Origin of the sequence: Sulfuritalea sp. (genome assembly GCF_017302275.1) — a bacterium.
Lineage (GTDB): Bacteria > Pseudomonadota > Gammaproteobacteria > Burkholderiales > Rhodocyclaceae > Sulfuritalea.
Map to the genome: position 1 here is coordinate 39,613 of NZ_JAFLDR010000003.1, position 19,263 is coordinate 58,875.

Annotated in this window: 21 protein-coding genes; 14 read left to right on the forward strand and 7 right to left on the reverse strand. The window is 66.4% G+C overall.

Annotated elements, in window-relative coordinates:
• Positions 1 to 99: 99 nt before the first annotated feature.
• The 5 genes from J0M27_RS02365 to J0M27_RS02385 all read left to right on the forward strand — a co-directional run bounded on the left by J0M27_RS02365 (position 100) and on the right by J0M27_RS02385 (position 4,513).
• Complete coding sequence (locus J0M27_RS02365; RefSeq protein ID WP_294987078.1) at positions 100 to 927, forward strand: IclR family transcriptional regulator; 828 nt, start codon at positions 100 to 102, stop codon at positions 925 to 927.
• A complete protein-coding gene (locus J0M27_RS02370; RefSeq protein ID WP_294987080.1) occupies positions 924 to 1,913 on the forward strand; it encodes an AAA family ATPase in 990 nt (329 codons plus the stop codon). Before J0M27_RS02365 ends, J0M27_RS02370 begins: the two co-directional genes overlap by 4 nt.
• A complete protein-coding gene (locus tag J0M27_RS02375; RefSeq protein ID WP_294987082.1) occupies positions 1,913 to 3,652 on the forward strand; it encodes a hypothetical protein in 1,740 nt (579 codons plus the stop codon). Before J0M27_RS02370 ends, J0M27_RS02375 begins: the two co-directional genes overlap by 1 nt.
• 137 nt (positions 3,653 to 3,789) lie before the next feature.
• The gene (locus J0M27_RS02380) at positions 3,790 to 4,143 is read left to right on the forward strand and encodes a Lin0512 family protein (RefSeq protein ID WP_294987084.1); all 354 of its coding nucleotides are present in this window, start codon (positions 3,790 to 3,792) and stop codon (positions 4,141 to 4,143) included.
• Positions 4,136 to 4,513, forward strand: coding sequence for a Lin0512 family protein (locus J0M27_RS02385; RefSeq protein ID WP_294987086.1), 378 nt, complete (start codon positions 4,136 to 4,138; stop codon positions 4,511 to 4,513). The genes J0M27_RS02380 and J0M27_RS02385 overlap by 8 nt, the downstream gene beginning before the upstream one ends.
• A gap of 38 nt (positions 4,514 to 4,551) precedes the next feature.
• Here the strand turns inward: J0M27_RS02385 and J0M27_RS02390 are convergent, their stop codons facing one another.
• The 4 genes from J0M27_RS02390 to J0M27_RS02405 all read right to left on the reverse strand — a co-directional run bounded on the left by J0M27_RS02390 (position 4,552) and on the right by J0M27_RS02405 (position 6,292).
• Positions 4,552 to 4,791 carry an ORF6N domain-containing protein gene (locus tag J0M27_RS02390; protein ID WP_294987299.1) on the reverse strand — a complete coding sequence of 80 codons (240 nt, stop codon included), beginning with the start codon at positions 4,789 to 4,791 and terminating at the stop codon, positions 4,552 to 4,554.
• Positions 4,792 to 4,908: 117 nt separating this feature from the next.
• Positions 4,909 to 5,151, reverse strand: a complete 243-nt coding sequence (locus J0M27_RS02395; RefSeq protein ID WP_294987088.1) for a DUF2442 domain-containing protein — start codon at positions 5,149 to 5,151, stop codon at positions 4,909 to 4,911.
• A 10-nt stretch (positions 5,152 to 5,161) separates the two neighbouring features.
• Positions 5,162 to 5,431 carry a DUF4160 domain-containing protein gene (locus J0M27_RS02400; protein ID WP_294987090.1) on the reverse strand — a complete coding sequence of 90 codons (270 nt, stop codon included), beginning with the start codon at positions 5,429 to 5,431 and terminating at the stop codon, positions 5,162 to 5,164.
• Positions 5,432 to 5,518: 87 nt separating this feature from the next.
• Positions 5,519 to 6,292 (reverse strand): IclR family transcriptional regulator, encoded by a 774-nt coding sequence (locus J0M27_RS02405; RefSeq protein WP_294987092.1) that lies wholly within the window; start codon positions 6,290 to 6,292, stop codon positions 5,519 to 5,521.
• 232 nt (positions 6,293 to 6,524) lie between these two features.
• On the opposite strand from J0M27_RS02405, the gene J0M27_RS02410 reads away from it, so the two are divergent.
• The 5 genes from J0M27_RS02410 (at position 6,525) to J0M27_RS02430 (ending at position 12,667) form a co-directional block, all read left to right on the forward strand.
• Positions 6,525 to 7,484 carry a tripartite tricarboxylate transporter substrate binding protein gene (locus J0M27_RS02410; protein ID WP_294987094.1) on the forward strand — a complete coding sequence of 320 codons (960 nt, stop codon included), beginning with the start codon at positions 6,525 to 6,527 and terminating at the stop codon, positions 7,482 to 7,484.
• Between the two features lie 27 nt (positions 7,485 to 7,511).
• On the forward strand, positions 7,512 to 8,063 hold the full coding sequence (locus tag J0M27_RS02415; RefSeq protein ID WP_294987096.1) for a tripartite tricarboxylate transporter TctB family protein: 552 nt from the start codon (positions 7,512 to 7,514) through the stop codon (positions 8,061 to 8,063).
• The gene (locus tag J0M27_RS02420) at positions 8,063 to 9,565 is read left to right on the forward strand and encodes a tripartite tricarboxylate transporter permease (protein WP_294987098.1); all 1,503 of its coding nucleotides are present in this window, start codon (positions 8,063 to 8,065) and stop codon (positions 9,563 to 9,565) included. The genes J0M27_RS02415 and J0M27_RS02420 overlap by 1 nt, the downstream gene beginning before the upstream one ends.
• A 172-nt stretch (positions 9,566 to 9,737) precedes the next feature.
• Entirely contained in the window at positions 9,738 to 11,129 is a 1,392-nt protein-coding gene (locus tag J0M27_RS02425) for an aldehyde dehydrogenase family protein (protein WP_294987100.1), read from the forward strand.
• A gap of 2 nt (positions 11,130 to 11,131) precedes the next feature.
• Positions 11,132 to 12,667 (forward strand): AMP-binding protein, encoded by a 1,536-nt coding sequence (locus J0M27_RS02430; protein WP_294987102.1) that lies wholly within the window; start codon positions 11,132 to 11,134, stop codon positions 12,665 to 12,667.
• Between the two features lie 162 nt (positions 12,668 to 12,829).
• Here J0M27_RS02430 and J0M27_RS02435 read toward each other — a convergent pair whose 3' ends face one another.
• Positions 12,830 to 13,678 (reverse strand): lysophospholipid acyltransferase family protein, encoded by an 849-nt coding sequence (locus J0M27_RS02435; protein ID WP_294987104.1) that lies wholly within the window; start codon positions 13,676 to 13,678, stop codon positions 12,830 to 12,832.
• 69 nt (positions 13,679 to 13,747) lie between these two features.
• On the opposite strand from J0M27_RS02435, the gene J0M27_RS02440 reads away from it, so the two are divergent.
• The 4 genes from J0M27_RS02440 (at position 13,748) to J0M27_RS02455 (ending at position 17,448) form a co-directional block, all read left to right on the forward strand.
• Positions 13,748 to 14,713: a Gfo/Idh/MocA family oxidoreductase gene (locus J0M27_RS02440; RefSeq protein ID WP_294987106.1), complete on the forward strand. Its 966-nt coding sequence runs from the start codon at positions 13,748 to 13,750 to the stop codon at positions 14,711 to 14,713.
• Positions 14,710 to 15,804 carry a DegT/DnrJ/EryC1/StrS family aminotransferase gene (locus tag J0M27_RS02445; protein WP_294987108.1) on the forward strand — a complete coding sequence of 365 codons (1,095 nt, stop codon included), beginning with the start codon at positions 14,710 to 14,712 and terminating at the stop codon, positions 15,802 to 15,804. The genes J0M27_RS02440 and J0M27_RS02445 overlap by 4 nt, the downstream gene beginning before the upstream one ends.
• Positions 15,801 to 16,574: an acyl-ACP--UDP-N-acetylglucosamine O-acyltransferase gene (lpxA, locus tag J0M27_RS02450; protein ID WP_294987109.1), complete on the forward strand. Its 774-nt coding sequence runs from the start codon at positions 15,801 to 15,803 to the stop codon at positions 16,572 to 16,574. The genes J0M27_RS02445 and lpxA overlap by 4 nt, the downstream gene beginning before the upstream one ends.
• Positions 16,575 to 16,644: 70 nt before the next feature.
• Positions 16,645 to 17,448, forward strand: a complete 804-nt coding sequence (locus J0M27_RS02455; protein ID WP_294987110.1) for a PEP-CTERM sorting domain-containing protein — start codon at positions 16,645 to 16,647, stop codon at positions 17,446 to 17,448.
• Between the two features lie 57 nt (positions 17,449 to 17,505).
• Here J0M27_RS02455 and J0M27_RS02460 read toward each other — a convergent pair whose 3' ends face one another.
• On the reverse strand, positions 17,506 to 17,709 hold the full coding sequence (locus J0M27_RS02460; protein ID WP_294987112.1) for a hypothetical protein: 204 nt from the start codon (positions 17,707 to 17,709) through the stop codon (positions 17,506 to 17,508).
• A 221-nt stretch (positions 17,710 to 17,930) separates the two neighbouring features.
• Positions 17,931 to 19,166 (reverse strand): MFS transporter, encoded by a 1,236-nt coding sequence (locus tag J0M27_RS02465; RefSeq protein ID WP_294987114.1) that lies wholly within the window; start codon positions 19,164 to 19,166, stop codon positions 17,931 to 17,933.
• Positions 19,167 to 19,263: the final 97 nt, after the last annotated feature.

Consider the following 19,263-nt stretch of genomic DNA (forward strand, 5'->3'; position numbering starts at 1 on the left):
TTTGAAAAACGTACAGTTTTGCGACTTTATGGCTTCGCCTGGGTGATGTCAAGCATAAACGAGACATGGCGTATCGAAAAACGGTATATGATGCCGGCCATGAGCCCGCCCACCGACCGCCGCCTGCCCGAGCCCGTCGCCATCGACGGCGACACGCCCACGCTGCGCCTGTTTTCGCTGCTGGAAGTGATCGCGCGCAAGAACCATTTCTTCAGCCTGCCGGCCCTGGTCGAGGAAACCGGCCTGCCCAAGCCCACCCTGCACCGCATGCTGCAGCAGCTCGAAAGCGCCGGCATGATCCAGCGCGAGGCCGACGGTCGCCACTACGGCATGGCCCTGCGCCTGCGCCGCCTGGGCGAAGACCTGCTGTTCAACAGCACGGTGCATGGCGCGCGCCACGCCGTACTGCGCACCCTGGTCGACGAGGTCGGCGAAAGCTGCAACATCACCGCGCTGGCCGGCGGCGAGGTGCTCTACCTTGATCGCGTCGAGACCCCGGCGCCGCTGCGCTTCTATTTGCAGCCGGGTTCGCGCGTGCCGGTGCATTGCTCGGCCAGCGGCAAGCTCTTCCTCGCCCAGATGCCCGACGCCCAGCGCAGCCTGCTGCTCGATGCGGCGACGCTGGAACGCTACACGCCCAGCACCCTCACCGATCGCGCCGCGCTGGAAGCCGAGATCCAGCAGGTGCGCGACCAGGGCTATGCGCTCGACCGCGAGGAGTTCCTCCCCGGCCTGCTGTGCATTGCCGTGCTGGTGCCGGCGATCGACGGCCGGCCGTCGAATACCGGCATCGCCATCCAGGCGCCGGTGATGCGCCTTTCGATCGAGCAGGTGCCCAAGGTGCTGCCGGCCCTGCAGCGCGCCGCGCGCGCCATGGCCGCGATCGATGCCGAGGCCGTGCCCGGCGCACTGAGGTCCGGCACATGAGTGATCTGGCGCAGATACGGCCGACGCAGCGCGTCTCGGTGCGCGAGTTGTTCGGCATCGATTCCGACCTGACGGTGCCGGCCTTCGCCGAGCGCGATGCCCACGTGCCCGAGATCGACCCCGTCTATCGTTTCAACCCGGATGTCACGCTGGCCATCCTCGCCGGCTTTTCGCGCAATCGCCGCGTGATGCTGCAGGGCCTGCACGGCACCGGCAAATCCACCCACGTCGAGCAGGTCGCGGCGCGCCTTAACTGGCCCTGCGTGCGGGTGAACCTCGACGGCCACATCAGCCGCCTCGACCTCGTCGGCAAGGATGCCATCGTCCTCAAGGATGGCCTGCAGGTCACCGAGTTCCAGGAAGGCATCGTGCCCTGGGCGCTGCAGCGGCCGGTGGCGCTGCTGTTCGACGAATACGATGCCGGCCGCCCGGACGTGATGTTCGTGATCCAGCGCATCCTCGAACGCGACGGCAAGTTCACCCTGCTCGACCAGAACCGCGTGATCGAGCCGCATCCCGATTTCCGCCTCTTCGCCACGGCCAATACCGTGGGCCTGGGCAACCTCACCGGCATGTACCACGGCACGCAGGTGCTCAACCACGCCCAGATCGACCGCTGGAACATCGTCGCCACGCTGAACTACCTGCCGCGCGAGGAAGAAGTCGCGATCGTGCTGGCGCGCGTGCCCTCGATGAACCACGAGGCCGGGCGCAAGCTGGTGACGGCCATGGTGGCGATGGCGGAACTCACGCGCAAGGGCCACGCCGCGGGCGACCTCTCGATATTGATGTCGCCGCGCACGGTGATCACCTGGGCCGAGAACCTAGAGATCTTCGGCGACACGGCGCTGGCCTTCCGCCTTTCCTTCCTCAACAAGTGCGACGAAGTCGAGCGCGCGCTGGTGGCCGAGTACTACCAGCGCTGCTTCGATGTCGAGCTGGCGGAGTCGGTGATGCGCGGCGCCGCCGGAACGCCGCCCGCCTGATGCAAGTCCCCGCCTCGGGCGGCTCGCGCCGGCAGCAGTGGCAACAGCGCGCGGAGGAGCTCAGCGCCGCCACCTTGCGCGCCATGAGCGGCGACGCCAGCCTGCACTTTCGCGGCGGCCACCTGCACCAGGGCGGGCACCCGCTGCCGCTGCATGCGCCGCACCTGCGCATCGACACCGGTGCCGTCGATTACGCCGATTGCCGCGCGCTGGCCGATGCCGTGGCCCTGCGCCTGCGCTACACCGACAAGGCCCTGCACGAGGCCCTGCGTCCCGCCGACGGCATCGAACGCCTGGTCTTCGAATGGCTGGAGCAGTTGCGCGTCGAAACCCTGGTCGATGCCGCCCTGCCCGGGCAGGTGCACAACCTGCGCCACCGCTTCGAACGCTGGGCGCGCGACTACCACCGCGCCGGGCTGACGCGCGGCCAGCTCGGCATGCTGATGTACACCCTGGCGCAGATGTGCTGGTCGCGCCTGACCGGCTACCCGGTGCTGGAAGAAACCGAAGAAATGATCGAAGGCATGCGCGCCGGGCTGGCCGAACCGCTGGGCACGGCGCTGGCCGGCCTGCGCCGGCAGCGCGGCGACCAGGCGGCCTACGCGGTGCATGCGTTGGTGATCGCCAAGCACGTGGCCGCCGAACTGCCGCCGCTGCGGCGCGACGAGGACGATGCGGAAAGCGAAGCCGATGACGACGACGACGCGCGCCGCCGTTTCCGCCTGCTGCTGAACTTCGAAGGCGAAGGCGAGAGCGTGATCGCCAGGGCCGAAACCGGCGAGAGCCGCGTTTTCGGCGAATCCGCAGACGGCTACCGCATTTTCACCCGCGCCCATGACACCGAGCTCGAAGCGGCCGGCCTGGTGCGCCGCGCCCAGTTGCTGGAATTCCGCGAGCGGCTGGACCAGCGCGTCGCCGCGCAGGGCATCAACCTGCGGCGTTTGGCGCGCGAGCTGCGCACCTTGCTGGCCGTGCCGCAGCGCGACGGTTGGCTGTTCGACGAGGAGGAGGGTCGCATCGACGGCCGGCGGCTTTCGCGCCTCGTGACCTCGCCGACCGAGAGGCGGCTCTTTCGCCAGGACCGTTACCAGCCCGCCGCCGACGATTGCCTGGTGAGCCTGCTGGTCGATTGCTCGGGTTCGATGAAGAACAATGTCGAGGCCGTCGCCACCCTGGCCGACATCCTCTTGCGCGCCTTGGAGATGGCGGGCGTGAAGAGTGAGTTGCTGGGCTTCACCACCGGTGCCTGGAACGGCGGCCGGCCCCATCGCGAGTGGCTGGCGGCCGGCAGCCCGCCGGCGCCGGGGCGGCTCAACGAGGCCTGCCACCTGGTGTTCAAGCCGCTGGATCGCACATGGCGCCGGGCGCGCGCCGGCATCGCCGCGCTGCTCAAGGCCGACCTGTTCCGCGAGGGCATCGATGGCGAGGCGGTGGACTGGGCCTGCGAGCGGCTACTGGCAAAGGAGGCGCGCCGCCGCATCCTGATCGTGATCTCCGACGGCTGCCCCAACGACGCCGCGACGCGTCGCGCCAACGACGCCTTCTATCTCGACAACCACCTCAAGGAAGTCGTGGCGCGGCGCGAGCAGCAGTGCGCGGTCGAGGTACTGGGCTTGGGCGTCGGCCTCGACCTCAGCCCCTTCTACCGCCGCTGCCTGGCGCTTGATTTATCCGCGACGCTGGACAACGCGGTGTTCAATGAAATCCTGCAACTGATAGTCGGCCGTCACCGGCGCTAGGCGGACGAATTTGGATACGTCATTCCGGCGAACGCCGGAATCCAGGGACGTCGGTTCTGGATCCCGGGTCAAGCCCGGGATGACGGGCTAGGTGAATTTTTCGCGATCTGCTTGTCGCGCCATTTGAAAGGAAGCACATGGCAAAGAAACGCCTGGTAGTGCAATTCGGCATGGGGCATTCGATCCGCCGCCGCGACTACACCGAGGCCGCGGCGCGCGCGATCCGCGATGCGCTGTGGCACAACTCGCTGACCGTGGCCGAGGCCTTCGGCTATCCCAAGGAGGCGATGCTGATCGACGTCGAGATCGGCGTGCAGAAACCGGAGGAGGTCGATACCGCGAAGCTGATGGATATCTTCCCCTACGGCCAACCTTCGATCCGCGTCGTCTTCGGCGGGCTCGACATCCCCAAGCCGCACCGCGAGGGCGTGAATGTCATCGCCAATGCGGCGGTCATGGTGTCCTTCGACATGGAGGCCGCCCATGGCTGAGATCGAGCACCGCATCATCCTCGAAACCGGCACCGGCAACGACCTCTACGGCGAGGACTACACCAAGGCCGCCTGCCGCGCCGTGCAGGACGCCCTGCACCATTCCTCGATCACGATGTTCCGCACGCTGGGCATGGACCACCGCCGCATGCGCGTGCAGGTGACCATCGCCGTGCAGGAGCCGGACAAGGTGGATACGGCGCTGGTCGCCGCCGAACTGCCCCGCGGCAAGGCCGAAGTCCGCGCCGTGCGCGGCGGCCTGAATGTGCATGATCCGGAGAACGGCACCACCCACGTCATCGCCACGGCGGCGATCGAAGCCTGGGTGCCGGTGGATGCGGATGTGTGGAAGTTGAGCGCGGCGACGTAAGAGTCGGCGCTGGTGGGACGGCGATTTTGCGCCGCCCGTCAGGCCGTCATGGCTTGCGGCGACGCTAGCACATTGGCTGCCTGGATCGCGCCGTACTCGGTAAAGGCGAAGGGCAGCACCTTCGAAAACTTGAGCTTGGCGAGGCGGTCACATTTTGTGACCACCTCCTGCTTTTCCCCCGGCGGGAGGCGAAACATGGAGTCTTCCGGAAAGCCCGCCGCGTTGCGCTTGACGGCCTGATTGAGCGCCCTGGTCGGAACTCCATAGCGATCCGCCAGATCAAGCGTCGATCATTACCCCTTGGTCGCGTCGGGAAACTTGATTGGTGAATATTCAGTCACGGCGCAGCTTCTGCCGGACCGCTGTCGAAGGTCGTTGCGATGATGGCGATTTGACTAAACCGGCAGTGACCGGTCGTAAAGCGTTTCCGGCGCGATGTCGATATTGCCCGGCCAGACGACGGTGCCGCAGTCGACGGAGGCCTTGGCGAAAAGCGGCGATCCCTTCAACTGGACAAACGGCTTTTTGTCCATGTACGGCCCCATGTCGAACACGCGCTTCTCGCCGTTCTCGAATTGAAGGAACAGCTTGTAGTCCGGTCCGGTTTCCACCTTCACTACATCGAGCAGGTCGTGCATGGCGCTCTCCCTATTGCAGCGGCGCGATTCGGAACGGCTGCTCGCCGGCGGCCGCCAGTTCCCAGTCGGCATACAGCTCGTCCTTGTGGATTTCGATCCATGCCTGAACCATTTTGAGTTGTCTTGGCGGAATGCTGCCAGCAAGTACGTTGCCGTCTTCAATGGCGATCGACGCCTTAGCGCCGGCGTACCGCACATGAATGTGGGGCAGATTGTGCCGGTCGGAATCCTCGAAGAACATCGATACAAGGATGCCGTAGAACATGCTGATTGTTGGCATTTCGCCTCCTCTTGACCAGTGAAGGTCGCCGCGAACTCAGGCGAAGTATAGGCAATAGCCGGCTGCCGTACGCAATCAAAATGCCTGTCAGCTTGATCCGTTGTCGAACGTCGCCGCCATGTCCCGCGCCGCCACCAGCAGGCGCGGCACGCATTCCATGGCGCGGGCCATGGGCAGCCGCGCCACCGGCGCCTGCAGCGCCACGGTGGCGATCATGCGGCCGCCGGCGCCGATCACCGGCACCGCCAGGCCGATCACGCCGGCCTGCAATTCCTCGTTGTTGACGCCGACGCGGGTCTTGGCGATGTCGTCGATCTGGGCTTCGAGCAGGGCGATGTCGGTCACCGTGTTGTCGGTGTAGCGCTTCAGGCTCAGCGATTCGAGCATGCGGCGGCGCTTGGCCCTGGGCATCTGGCTGAGGAAGAGCTTGCCGCTCGAAGTGCAGTGCAGCGGCACGCGCGAGCCGGGCTTGAGCTCCGCCTTGAGCGACCAGTCGGTTTCGACGCGATCGATGTAGACGATCTCGTCGCCGTTCAACATGGCCAGGTTGCAGGTCTCGCCGATGTCATCGACCACGCGGCGCAGGATGGCGCGGCGCTCACCGCGCGGGTCGTTGTTGGACATGACGTCGAGGCCCAGGCGCGCCAGGCGATGGCCGACGCCGTAGGTCTTGCCGGTCGGCTCGCGCTGGATCAGGCCGGCACTTTCGAGCAGGCCGAGGATGCGGAAGGCCGTCGGCGCCGGCAGGCCGCAGCTCGCGGCGATGTCGGAGAGCGCCAGCGGCCGGTTGGCGCGGGCCACGGTTTCCATGATCGCGACCGCGCGCAGGGCGGCGGCCGAGGAGTTGCCGGATTCGCTCATGGGGCGGGATTTCGGGCCTGGAACATGGCGGCAGTATAAAAGCAGTCCGCAGCGCCTGGAAGCAAAATCAGTCGAAAATGAAAAGAAAGATTTCGTTTAAAGTGGAAAATGTTGGCGTTTGACGATTTCCCGGCGTATATTCCGGGAAAAACGAAACTCGCGATTTCGTTTCCAGGCCCGGTAGAAGGCCGCCGCGAACCAGCGCTGCAGAACCACACATGAGGAGACCACCATGCACCTGACGACCCCGAAACTGTTCCGCGAAATCCTGTTTTCCCTCGCCGCGTTGTTCGCCGCCAGCGGCGCCATCGGCCAGGAGAAGTACCCGCAACGCCCGATCGAGTTCGTCGTGCCCTGGGGACCGGGTGGCGGCGCCGATCAGTTGGCGCGCAAGCTGGGCAAGCTGCTCGAGGCCGACCTGAAGACCTCCTTCCCGGTGATCAATGTCCCCGGCGCCACCGGCAACACCGGCATGACCAAGCTCCTGAGCGGCCAAGCCGACGGCTACTCGATGGCCATCCTGATCGGCGACACGGCGGCGACCCTGGTCGCCGGCGGCGCGCGCTGGAAGCTGGCCGACGTGACGCCGCTGGCCATCGCCATCCGCCAGCCCTCGGGGCTCTTCGTCAAGGCGGACAGCCGCTTCAAGACCTGGAACGACGTGGTGGCCGAAGCCAAGGCCAAGCCGGGCACGCTCAAGGTGGCCATCCTCGGCTTCGGCAGCGCCGATGACATCACCCTGAACTTCCTCGCCGGCAAGGGCATCAAGATGATTGGCGTGCCCTTCGCCAGCCCCGGCGAGCGCTACAGCTCGATCCTCGGCGGCCATGCCGACATCCTGTTCGAGCAGGCCGGCGACGTCGGCAGCTTCCTCAACAGCAAGCAGATGCGGCCGCTGATCTTCTTCGGCGAGGAGCGCATGGAGGAGTTCCCCGACGTGCCCTCGTCCAAGGAAGCCGGCCTGGAAATCTACCTGCCGCAGTTCCGCTCGCTGGTGATGAAGGCCGGCACCGATCCGGCGCGCGTCAAGCTGGTGGCCGACGCCATCGCCCGCGCGGCGAAGTCGCCCGAGTTCGTCGCCTTCCTCAAGGAGTCGATGGCGCGCAAGGACAGCTTCCTCGGTGCCGCCGAGGCGCAGAGCTTCATCGCCGGCGAGATCGACACCATGCAGAAGTTCACCGCCAAGAAGTAAGGCGGCAGGAACCCGGATGGAATCGCCATGCTGAACCGCCTGCTGCGTGCCTCGCCCTACATCGTGGTGCAACTGGCCGCGATGTACCTCTACCAGGTGGCGGGGCGCATCGACTTTCCCGCGGCGCCGGGACGGATCGGGCCGGACTTCTGGCCCAAGTCCATCCTGGTGCTGCTGGGGCTGGTCTGCGTTTATGAAATCATCAAGAACCTGCTGATCGGCGAAACCTTCACGGCGGCCGGCCTGCTGGAAAAATTCATGAAGGACAGCGGCGAAGCGGGAGGCGAGGAAAAGCTGCGCAGCTATCCGCTGCTGCTCGGCGGCGGCATAGTCCTCACCATCATCTACGTCGTCACCATTTCCACGCTCGGCTTCTTCCTCGCCACGATCGCCTACCTGGCACTGTTCATGGTCCTCGGGCGCTACCGCAACTGGACGGTGATCGCCGTCTCCAGCGTACTTGGTGCGCTGGCGCTGGTGTTCATTTTCATGAAAGTGGTTTACGTCTCGCTGCCGCTGGGGAGCGAACCCTTCTCGGCGGTTTCGCTCTGGTTGCTGCGCGTCATGGGGGTGCACTAATGGAGGCGCTGGTCCACCTCGGCAACGGCTTCCTGCAGGTCTTGCAGCCGATGAACCTGCTGGTGCTGTTCATCGGCTTGGTGCTGGGCATGCTGGTCGCGGTGCTGCCGGGGCTGACGCTGGTGATGGGCGTGGTGCTCGCGCTGCCCTTCACCTACAGCATGGAACTGCTGCCGGCGATCATCCTGCTCACCGCCATGTATGTCTCCGGCACCTACGGCGGCGCCTTCACCGCCATCCTGTTCCGCATTCCCGGTGAACCGATCGATGTGCCCCTGCTGTGGGACGGCTACACCATGGCGCGCAAGGGCCAGCCGGCCAAGGCGCTGGGCTGGACGCTGTTCTCCGCGCTGGGCGGCGGCCTGGTGATGGTCATGGTGATGGTGCTGGCCTCGGCGCCGGTGGCCAAGTTCGCACTGACCTTCTCCTCGCCCGAGTATTTCGCCATCATCGTCTTCGGCCTCGCCAGCGTGGTCTCGCTCGGCGGCGGCTCGATCACCAACGCCGCCATCAGCCTGATGCTGGGCCTGTTGATCGCCACCGTCGGCGTCGATTCGATCTACGGCGCCGAGCGCTTCGCCTTCGGCGTGCCCTTCCTCCAGGACGGCATCGAGTACCTGCTGGTGATGGTCGGCGCCTACGGCCTGGGCGAGGTATTCACCCGCATGGAAAAGGGCTTTGCCGGTGACGGCGCGTCGGCCGATACCGACCGCCGCATCAACACCGAATTCCCCACGCTGGCGGAAATGATCAAGCTCAAGATGACCTTCCTGCGCAGCTCGCTGGTCGGCATCGTGGTCGGCATCATCCCCGGTGCCGGCGCCACCGTCGCCTCCTTTGTCGCCTACGGCGCCGAGGGCCAGTATGGCAAGCGCGGCAAGGAGCTCGGCAGCGGCATCGCCGAAGGCATCATCGCGCCGCAGACGGCGGCGACCTCCTCGGTCGGCGGCGCGATGATCCCGCTGCTGACCATGGGCATCCCCGGCAGCGGCGCGACCGCGATCATCCTCGGCGCCTTCCTGCTGCACGGCATGCAGCCGGGGCCGCAGGTCTTCGTCACCTCGGGGCCCTTCGTCTATGCCGTGTTCGCCTCGATGTTCCTCGGCGTGATCGGCATGTGCATCCTCGGCTTCTTCGCCATCAAGCCGCTGGTCAAGGTGCTGGAACTGCCCGAGGCGGTGGTCTCGGCCTTCGTCGTGATGTTCTGCTTCATCGGCGCCTTCGCCGCGCGCAACAACCTCTCCGACCTGTATGTCATCACGGCATTCGGCATCCTCGGCTACCTGTTCGAGAAGTTCAAATTCCCCATCGCGCCGATGGTGCTCGGCGTCATCCTCGGCCCGCTGGCGGAAAGCTCCTTCATGACCATGATGGTCAGCCACGGCAACGACTGGACGGTGCTGATGGGCCGCCCGATCAGCGCCACGGTGATGGTGCTGGCGGTGGTCGCGCTGGTCTATCCGATACAACGCCAGCTGCGCGAGAAGACCCGGCGCAACTAGAAAACTGGCGACAGAAAGGCTGAAACCGATGGGGATGATTCTCACCGTCATCCCGGGCTTGACCCGGGATCCAGAAACGACCGCCGACTGGATTCCGGCATTCGCCGGAATGACGTATCGAACCATTTGTTTCTGCACTACTGACTACTAGCAACAGAAAGGCAGCAGAGCAATGGACAAGGCAGTCACCCAACTGATCGAGGCCGCACGCGCTGCGCAGCGTCGCTACGAAACCTGGGACCAGGCCGGCGTCGACGCGCTGGTAGCGGCCGCCGGCTGGGCGATCATGGAACCCGGGCGCAACCGGGCGCTGGCCGAAATGGCGGTGCGCGACACGGGCCTCGGCGTGGTCGAGGACAAGGTCACCAAAAACCACCGCAAGACCCTGGGCCTGCTGCGCGACCTCAAGGGTGCGAAGAGCGTCGGCGTCATCGCCGAGTACCCGGAGCGCGGCATCGTCGAGATCGCCCGGCCGGTCGGCGTGGTCGCCGCGATCACGCCCTCGACCAACCCCGGCGCCACGCCGGCCAACAAGATCATCAACGCGCTCAAGGGCCGCAATGCGGTGATCGTCGCGCCTTCGCCCAAGGGCGCCTCGACCTGCGCCGCGCTGGTCGGCTACGTCACAGCGGAACTGGCGAAAGTCGGCGCGCCGGACAACCTGGTGCAGATGCTGCCCGCCCCGATCACCAAGAACGCGACGCATGCGCTGATGCGGCAATCCGACCTGGTGGTGGCCACCGGCTCGCAGGCCAACGTGCGCGCGGCCTATGCCAGCGGCACGCCGGCCTTCGGCGTCGGCGCCGGCAATGTCGCCAGCATCATCGACGCCTCGGCCGACCTGGCCGACGCGGCGGCGGCGATCGCCCGCTCCAAGACCTTCGACAACGCCACGAGTTGTTCGTCGGAGAACAGCGTGGTGATCCTCGATGCGGTGTATTCCGGGGCCATGGCCGCTTTGACGGCCGCAGGCGGCATGCTGCTCGATGCGGCGGAGAAGGCCAGGCTGCAGGCCGTGATGTGGCCCGAGGGCAAGCTGGCGGCGCAGGTGACGGCGCAGGACGCGCCGCGCATCGCGCAGATCGCCGGGCTGGAAAGCGAGGCCCTGCAGACCGCGCGCTTCCTGATGGTCGAGGAAACTGGGGCCGGGCCGGAATTCCCTTTCTCCGGCGAAAAGCTGTCGCCGGTGCTGGCCGTGTATCGGGCGCGCGACTTCGACCACGCCTGCGCCATCGTCGGCGATATCTATGCCTTCCAGGGCGCGGGACATTCGGTCAGCATCCACAGCGCCGACGACGCACACATCCTGCGCCTCGGCCTTGAGCTGCCGGTCTCGCGGGTGATCGTGAACCAGATCCACTGCTACGCCACCGGCGGCAGCTTCGACAACGGCCTGCCGTTCTCGCTGTCGATGGGCTGCGGCACCTGGGGCCGCAACAATTTCTCCGACAACATGAACTACCGCCACTACCTCAACATCACGCGCATCTCGCGCCGGATCGCGCCGCGCGAGCCGGCCCTGGACGAGATTTTCGGCGAGCATTTCCGCAAGTACGGCAAATAGGCATGTTGCGTACGATCCGGGCACTGGTCGAACATCAGGCGGCAGTCCGCCCCGATGCGACCTACCTGATCGCGCCGGAAACCGGGCGGGTGATGAGCTTCGCCGAACTACGTTCCGCCTCGCTGCGCCTGGCGTCCTGGCTCGCCGGCGAGGGCATACGCCCCGGCGCGAAAGTGGCGCTGCTGATGCACAACGGCTACCAGACCTGCCGCCTGTTCATCGGCGCGATGTACGGCGGCTACTGCGTTACACCGCTCAACCTGCTGGCCCAGCCCTCGCAGCTCGCCTACGTGCTGGAGCACAGCGACGCCGAGATCGTCTTCGTCGCGCCCGACCAGGTCGAGCGCCTGCGGCAGGCCGCCGCAGGTCTGGCGAAGCCGCCGCGCTTGGTGGTCTGCGAGGTCGATGCGGTGGAGTTCCTGCCGCCTGCAGCGACCACCGCCACGCCTGCGACTCCCGGCGAGGAAGACGCGGCGCTGATGATGTACACCTCGGGCACCACCGGCAAGCCCAAGGGCGTGGTGCTGGCGCAGCGCGCCGTGGTCTCCGGCGGGCAATTCGTTTCGGCGGTGCATGAACTCGGCCCGGCCGACCGCGTGATGGCCGTGCTGCCGCTGTACCACATCAATGCCCAGGTGGTCACCGCCACCGCGCCGCTGATCCATGGCGGCAGCCTGGTGCTGCCCAGGCGCTTCAGCGCCTCGAACTTCTGGCAGACGGCGATCGGCCAGGGCTGCACCTGGGTCAACGTGGTGCCGACCATGATCGCCTACCTGTTGAACGGCCCGGACCTGGCGACGCTCGGCCTCGATGGCGCGGCGATCCGCTTCTGCCGCTCGGCCTCGGCGCCGCTGCCGCCGGCGCAGCACCTGGCCTTCGAGCAGAAGTTCGGCATCGGCATCATCGAGACCATGGGCCTCACCGAAACCGCGGCGCCCTGCTTCTCCAATCCGCTCGACCCGGCGCAGCGCAAGCTCGGCAGCCCGGGGCCGGCCTTCGGCAACGAGGCGAAGATCATCGACACCGCCGCCGCCACGCTGCCCGCCGGCGCGACCGGCGAGATCATGGTGCGCGGCGCCAACGTCATGACGTGCTACTACAAGGACCCGGCCGAGACGGCGCGCACCCTGGAAGCCGACGGCTGGCTGCATACCGGCGACCTCGGCCACATGGACGCCGACGGCTTCGTTTTCGTCACCGGGCGCATCAAGGAACTCATCATCAAGGGCGGCGAGAACATCGCGCCGCGCGAGATCGACGAGGCGCTGCTCCAGCATCCCGCGCTGCTTGAAGCTGCGGTGGTCGGCATTCCCGACGACAACTACGGCCAGGAAATCATGGCCTGCGTGGTGCTGAAACCGGACCGGACCTGCTCCGAGGCGGAACTGCGCGAGTACTGCCAGGGCACGCTGGGCAGCTACAAGACGCCACGGCTGTTCCGCTTCGTCAAGGAGTTGCCGAAGGGCCCGTCGGGCAAGGTGCAGCGTTTGAAAATGCTCGACCTTCTTGCGCCCGCGACGCCGTCCGGGTCCATCTAGTCCGCATGCTTTTTTGACAACCGCCCTCAAATCATGAAGCGCGCAACCTCGTTGGGGCTTCAGTGGGCAAACTCGGCCCGCCCCCCTTCGCCCCCCTCACGGGGGGTTCCTGAACGGCTCGCTGCGCTCGATATCACCGCCCGCCGATTCCCCAGTTCCACGTCAATCCGTTTGCGGCGACTGCGCGCCCGCCGGCACCTTGTAGCGGTTGTAGCCCCAGAGGTATTGCCCGGGGCACTGGCGGATCAGCGTTTCGAGTTCGCGATTGATTTGCGCGGCGCGCTGCGTAAGGTCGCCTGCCAGTGGCGCCGACAGCGGAAACAGCTTGAGGTAGTAGCCGGCGCCGTAGTGCAGGCGTTCGGCATAGGCCAGCAGCACGGTGGCGCCGCCGGGTACGGATTGGGCGAGGCGCGCGGCGAGCGTCATGGTGTAGGCGGAACGGCCAAAGAACGGTAGCCAGGCTCCTTCGCCGTTGCCCGGCACCTGGTCGGGCAGCATGCCGACGGCCTCGCCGCCCTTGAGCGCCTTGAGCAGGCGGCGCACCCCGGAGAGATCCGCCGGCGCCAGCTTGAGGTTCGCCCCGCGCCCCTCCTCGATCAACGGCGCCAGCCAGTCCTGCTTGGGCCGCCGGTAGAGCACGGTCATCGGCTTGCGCGCGGCGTAGTACTGCGCGGTGATCTCGAAACAGCCCAGATGCGGGGTAAGGAACACGATGCCGCGTTTGGCCTCCCACGCCGCTTCCACCAGTTCCCAGCCGGAGACTCGCACCACGCGTTCGATCACTTCGTCCTGCGGGCGCAGCCATATCTTCGGAAGTTCCAGCAGCGCCTTGCCGGCTTCGGCGATCGCCTCGGCCTTCGCCTCCATCATTCCTGCCTGCCGGATATGCAGCCGGAAATTGCGCCGGTAGGTCGGCGAAGCCAGCCACGCCAGCCAGCCGGCCAGCGCACCGAGGTTGTGCAGCAGCGGCAGCGGCAGGCGGGCGAGGAAGCGGAACAGGGCGGGTAACACGGCGATTCGCGGAGACTGGTGGCTGTGGGGGCGGGCAGGGAAGCGGGGGAGAAAGTAGAATTATCGCCTATGTCCAAATTCCTCCGTGCCGCCGTCATCGGCGTCGGCTACCTCGGGCGCTTCCACGCGCAAAAATACGCCGCCCTGCCCGATGTCGAACTGGTCGGCGTGGTCGATCCCGATCCCGAGCGCGCCGCCGCCGTGGCCCGGGAACTCGGCACCGCCGCGCTTCCCGGCCATGCGGAACTCGCCGGCAAGGTCGACCTGGTGTCGATCGCCAGCACCACCGAAAGCCATTACCGCATCGCCCGCGACTGCCTCGCTGCCGGCCTGCACGTGCTGGTGGAAAAGCCGATCACGGTGTCCGTGGCCGAGGCCGACGAGCTGATCGCCCTGGCCGCTGCCGGCCGGCGCATGCTGCAGGTCGGCCACCTCGAACGCTACAACCCGGCCTGGCTGGCGGTGCGCGACAGGATAGCCACCCCGCTGTTCATCGAGGCCCACCGCATGGCGCCCTTCAAGCCGCGCGGCATCGATGTCTCGGTGGTGCTCGACCTGATGATCCACGACCTCGACCTGATCCTGCCGCTGGTGCAGAGCCCGATCGCCGACCTGCGCGCCTCCGGCGTGGCGGTGCTGACGGAGGGCATCGACATCGCCAACGCGCGCATCGAGTTCGCCAGCGGCTGCGTCGCCAACATCACCGCCAGCCGCGCGTCGACGGCGAGCCTGCGGCGCATGCGCATCTTCCAGCACCACGAATACCTCTCGGTCGATTTCGGCGAGCGCAAGCTCGGCTTCGCCAGGAAGCGCGATGCAATCATTGACGCAGGTGACACAAATGAATCCCCGATCGACAGCGAAAGCCGCATCGAGCCGCCCGGCGACGCGCTGCTGAGCGAGATCCAGGCCTTCGTCGCCAGCGTGCGCGGCGAAGCCGTGCCCGGCGGCACCTGCAGCGGCCGCGACGGACGCGAGGCGCTGGCCGTGGCCCTCGAAATCGAACGACTGATGTCGAAGCAAGGAATCCAATGAACATCCCCATGCTGGACCTCAAGGCCGAATACGCCTTGCTCAAGGACGAAATCGAACCCGCCGTGTGCGAGGCGCTGGCCGCCTGCCAGTACATCGGCGGCCCCAACGTCAAGGCCTTCGAAGCGGAAGCCGCGGCCTATGCCGGCGTCAAGCACGGGATCTCCTGCGCCTCGGGCACCGACGCGCTGCTGATCGCGCTGCGCGCCATAGGGCTCGGCCCCGGCGACGAAGTCATCACCACGCCCTTCACCTTCGTCGCCACCGCGTCGACCGTGGTCATGTGCGGGGCTAAGCCGGTGTTCGTGGACATCGATCCGCGCAGCTTCAACCTCGACCTCGACCAGGTCGCGGCCGCGATCACGCCGCAGACGAAAGCCATCGTGCCGGTGCACCTGTTCGGCCAGCCGGTGAATCTGGCGCCGCTCAAGTCGCTGTGCGAGAAGCACGGCCTGAAGCTGATCGAGGACGCGGCGCAATCCTTTGGTGCCGACTACGCCGGCCGCAAGTCGGGAACCTACGGCGACATCGGCTGCACCTCCTTCTATCCGTCGAAGAACCTCTCGGCCTTCGGCGATGGCGGCCTGATGATCACCGATGACGATGCGCTGGCGGCCGAGCTGCGCGTGCTGGCCAGCCACGGCTCGCGCGTGCGCTACCACCACCATGTGCTCGGCTACAACTCACGGCTCGACGAAATCCAGGCCGTGATCCTGCGCATCAAGCTGCGCCGCCTGGACGACTTCAACAAGCGCCGTATCGCCATCGCCGACTTTTACAACCAGGAACTGGCGGGCCTGGTCGAGACGCCCTTCGCCGACGGCCACGGGCGCCACGTCTATCACCAGTACACGATACTTTCCGACCGGCGCGACATCATCCAGAAAGTGCTGACCGAATCGGGCATCGCCTGCGCCGTGTATTACCCGGTACCGCTGCACCGGCAGGAAATGTTCGCCGCCACGCATGGCGACGTGCGCCTGCCGGTCACCGAGAGCGTCGCCCGACGCTGCCTGTCGCTGCCCATCTCGCCGATGCTGAAGGACGAGCAGATCCGCCGCATCGTCGGCGCCATCCGCCAGGCGCTGACGTGAGTTTCCACCCAACCGCCGTCATCGCCGCCGACGCCAGGCTCGGTGCGAATGTCCGCATCGGGCCCTTCGCAGTGATCGAGGAGGATGTGGTCCTCGGCGACGATTGCGAAGTCGCCGCGCATGCGGTGATCAAGCGCCACACGCGCATCGGCGCGCGCAGCCGGGTCGCCGAGCACGCGGTGATCGGCGGCGACCCGCAGGATTTCAAGTTCGCGGCGGACTGCGTTTCCTACACCGAGATCGGCGAGGACAACTGGCTGCGCGAAGGCGTCACGGTGCACCGCGGTTCGCGCCAGGGCAGCGTCACCCGGCTCGGCGACCACTGCTTCCTGATGGCCTACAGCCACGTCGCGCACGACTGCAGCGTCGGCAACCACGTGATCATGGCCAACACCGCCGGCATCGCCGGCGAGGTGGTGGTGCATGACAAGGCCTTCATATCCGCAGCGGTGACGGTGCACCAGTTCTGCCGAATCGGCCGCAACGCGATGGTCGGCCTGTCGTCGAAAGTGGTGCAGGACGCCCTGCCCTTCTGCATCACCGACGGCAACCCGGGCCGCGCCCGCGGCCTCAACCTGGTCGGACTCAAGCGCAATGGATTTTCGCGCGAGGACATTTCGGCGCTGAAGGAAGCCTATCGCATGCTCTACTCGCGCGTCCCTCTCGAAGAGGCGCTGGCGCGCATGGCGGCGATGGACAGTCCGCCGGTGAGCGAATTGAGCGCCTTCATCGCGAACAGCAAGCGCGGCTTCGCCCATCCGACCCGTTAGCCCGAAGGAGCTATTGACCCTGCTCGAGGAGCAGGGAAGAATTCCGACGACATTTCAGATGGGGAGCGTCATGAAATTCAAACGCAGCTTTCTGCTCACTGCGGGGCTGTTGGCCACCGCTTCGGCGCAGGCCTTGACGATCGGCACCTTGGGCAACTCGAGGACCAACGCATGGCTACCGGGTGGAAGCAGCTATTCCGAGATCCGGTCGGTACTCAATGCTGACGGGCACACGCTGGTCGGCTCGAACAGCATCGATGCCAGCTTCCTCGGTGGCGTCGACGTCTTCCTGACCAGCACCTTCGAACCGTTCTTCGCCCTGTCGGGTCCGGCGCTAAGCGCCGAGGTCAGCGCCCTGACCAATTGGGTATCCAACGGCGGCACGGTCATTTTCTCCGGTGAGCATGGCGGTTTCACGCCGTCGTTCAATTCCTACACGACCGCGTTCGGAATCACCATGGGCGGCATGGCGGCAAACTACAACGCCGGTGTCGCGTTCGTGACCGATCCGTCCGATCCCTATCTCGCCAATGGCGTGTCGGGGTCGGGGTGGGCCGTGAATAACCGTGGCTGGATCGACTCGGTGGCAGGCCCCTACACCACGCTGGCCACCAGCGGCCTGAACCCGAACGAACTGTTCGCGGTTTCCAAGCAGTTCGGGCAAGGAACGGTCATCGCGTTTGCGGATACCTACTTCATGCACAACGCGGCGGACCCGGACCATATGGGCCGACAGTTCCTCCTCAACGCGATCAACCAGCACGGCGCGAACGTCGCGCCGGTTCCCGAACCCGAAACCTACGCAATGATGCTGGCAGGACTGGGATTGCTCGGCCTTGTCTCACGCCGCCGGAAACGGAAAGCGACTGCCTGATCACCGGCTGCCTGCTCAACGCAAACGGGAGCAGCGGCCTACCTTCCGTCGCAGGGATCAGCGCGGAAACGTCACTGCGGCCACGACGATGGAGGCGATCAGCAGCGCGAAGGGTGCTCCGAGTCGTGGCTTCTTGCGCACGACCACGCCCTTGATCTTCTCGATGTTTTCGCCAATCCGGTTCATGCGTACATAGAGTTCCGCGACGGATCCGATAATCGCGAGGAGCGCGAGGTAGAAAATTACGGTACGAAATTCCATGATGGGTCCCAGGCTCCGCCCCATGGATCTTTCGCTGCTTCCGGCGTGGCGGGTGTCGGGAGCATCGGCATTCCTTTCGATGAAGCGGCGGCAACCCGAATGGGCCACCATCCAGCCGTGAGCGTACCCGAAAACGAGCGTTCGATCCGCTTGCCAGCGAACGGTTCCGCCCGCAGGGCGACCGGGCGATTCCCGAAGATCGTCACCTGCCGAAAATCCCGTCAGCGCTTGCCGTTCGCCAGCTTCGCCGCCTCTGGCATGCGCCGCAAGCGCCAGATGACCACCGGGCCGAGCAGGCCACCGATGCCCAGCGTCGACCACGCCAATCCCCATATCACGTGCTCCGGCAGGCTGCCGGCACGGCCCCAGTCGAGCACCAGACCGAACACCCACGGCGCGATCGCGCCGGCGCCGAAACCGAGCACCGAGCGCAACGAGTAGGCGGCGCCGAGGTAGCGCGGATCGGTGAGCTCGGTCAGCGTCGTCGAATGGATCGAGGAATCACCGACGCCCGTGACGTTGTAGAAGATCGCCACGGCGACCAGCAGGAACATCGGCATGCCGACCATCCAGCCGAAACTGAAGGAGCAGGCCAGGCTGCAGACCGCCATCAGCAGCGTGATCGTGGTGCGTCCGTAGCGATCCGAGAGCGAACCGCCGATCACGCTGCCGACCACCGCCGCGAGGTAGGTCAGCGCGCTCAGCGTGGCGCCGAGGCTCACCGCCTCGGCGCCACCGCTGCCGCCGGCCAGCGCCGCAGCGGCGAGGAAGGCCGGCAGCCAGGCCCAGAGGCCGAGCAGTTCCCAGGCATGAAAGGTATAGCCCCAGATCGACAGCATCGCCGGCTTGTTGCGCAGCACTTCGCCGATGCGGCTGCGCGTGCCGTGGCCGTCCGGCAGGGCGTGCACCACGTTGGGCACGTCGCGCAGCGCCCACCAGCCGAGGCCGAGGCCAAACAAGGGAAACAGCGCGGTGACGACGAAGCCGCCGCGCCAGCCAGCGATCGGAATCATTGCGCTGGCGATCAGCAGGCCGACGGCGTAGCCGAGCGAAGCGGCGGCGAGGTAGAAGCCCAGCGCCAGGCCGCGGCGCTCGGGCATGCGCTGGGCGACGATGGCCAGGCCCGGCGTATAGGAACCGCCGGAACACAGCCCGGTCAGCCCGTAGAGCAGCAGCGCGGAGGCGAAGCCTTCGGCCAGGAAGGCGAACAGCAAGCCGCTGGCAACCGCCGCGGCCCCGGTCAGCAGGTAGATGCGGCGCGCGCCGAAACGGTCGGAAAGGAAGCCCACCGAAAACAGCGAAACCAGGAAACCGACGTGATAGGCGGACTGCACCATGCCGGCCTGCCAGGCCGTCATCTGCCAGTCGGTGCGCAGCAAGGGCAGTACCGCGGACCAGGCGGTGAACATGGTGGCGAAGGCGGCGCGCGCGGCACAGAACTGGAGCAGCCAGGACATGGGCGCAGTTTAGGGCCTCGGCACCCCGATTTGACGGCCCCGCGGCTCCTGGCCTACAATGCGCGCCGATCCGCCGAGTTAAATGACAACTTGCGAG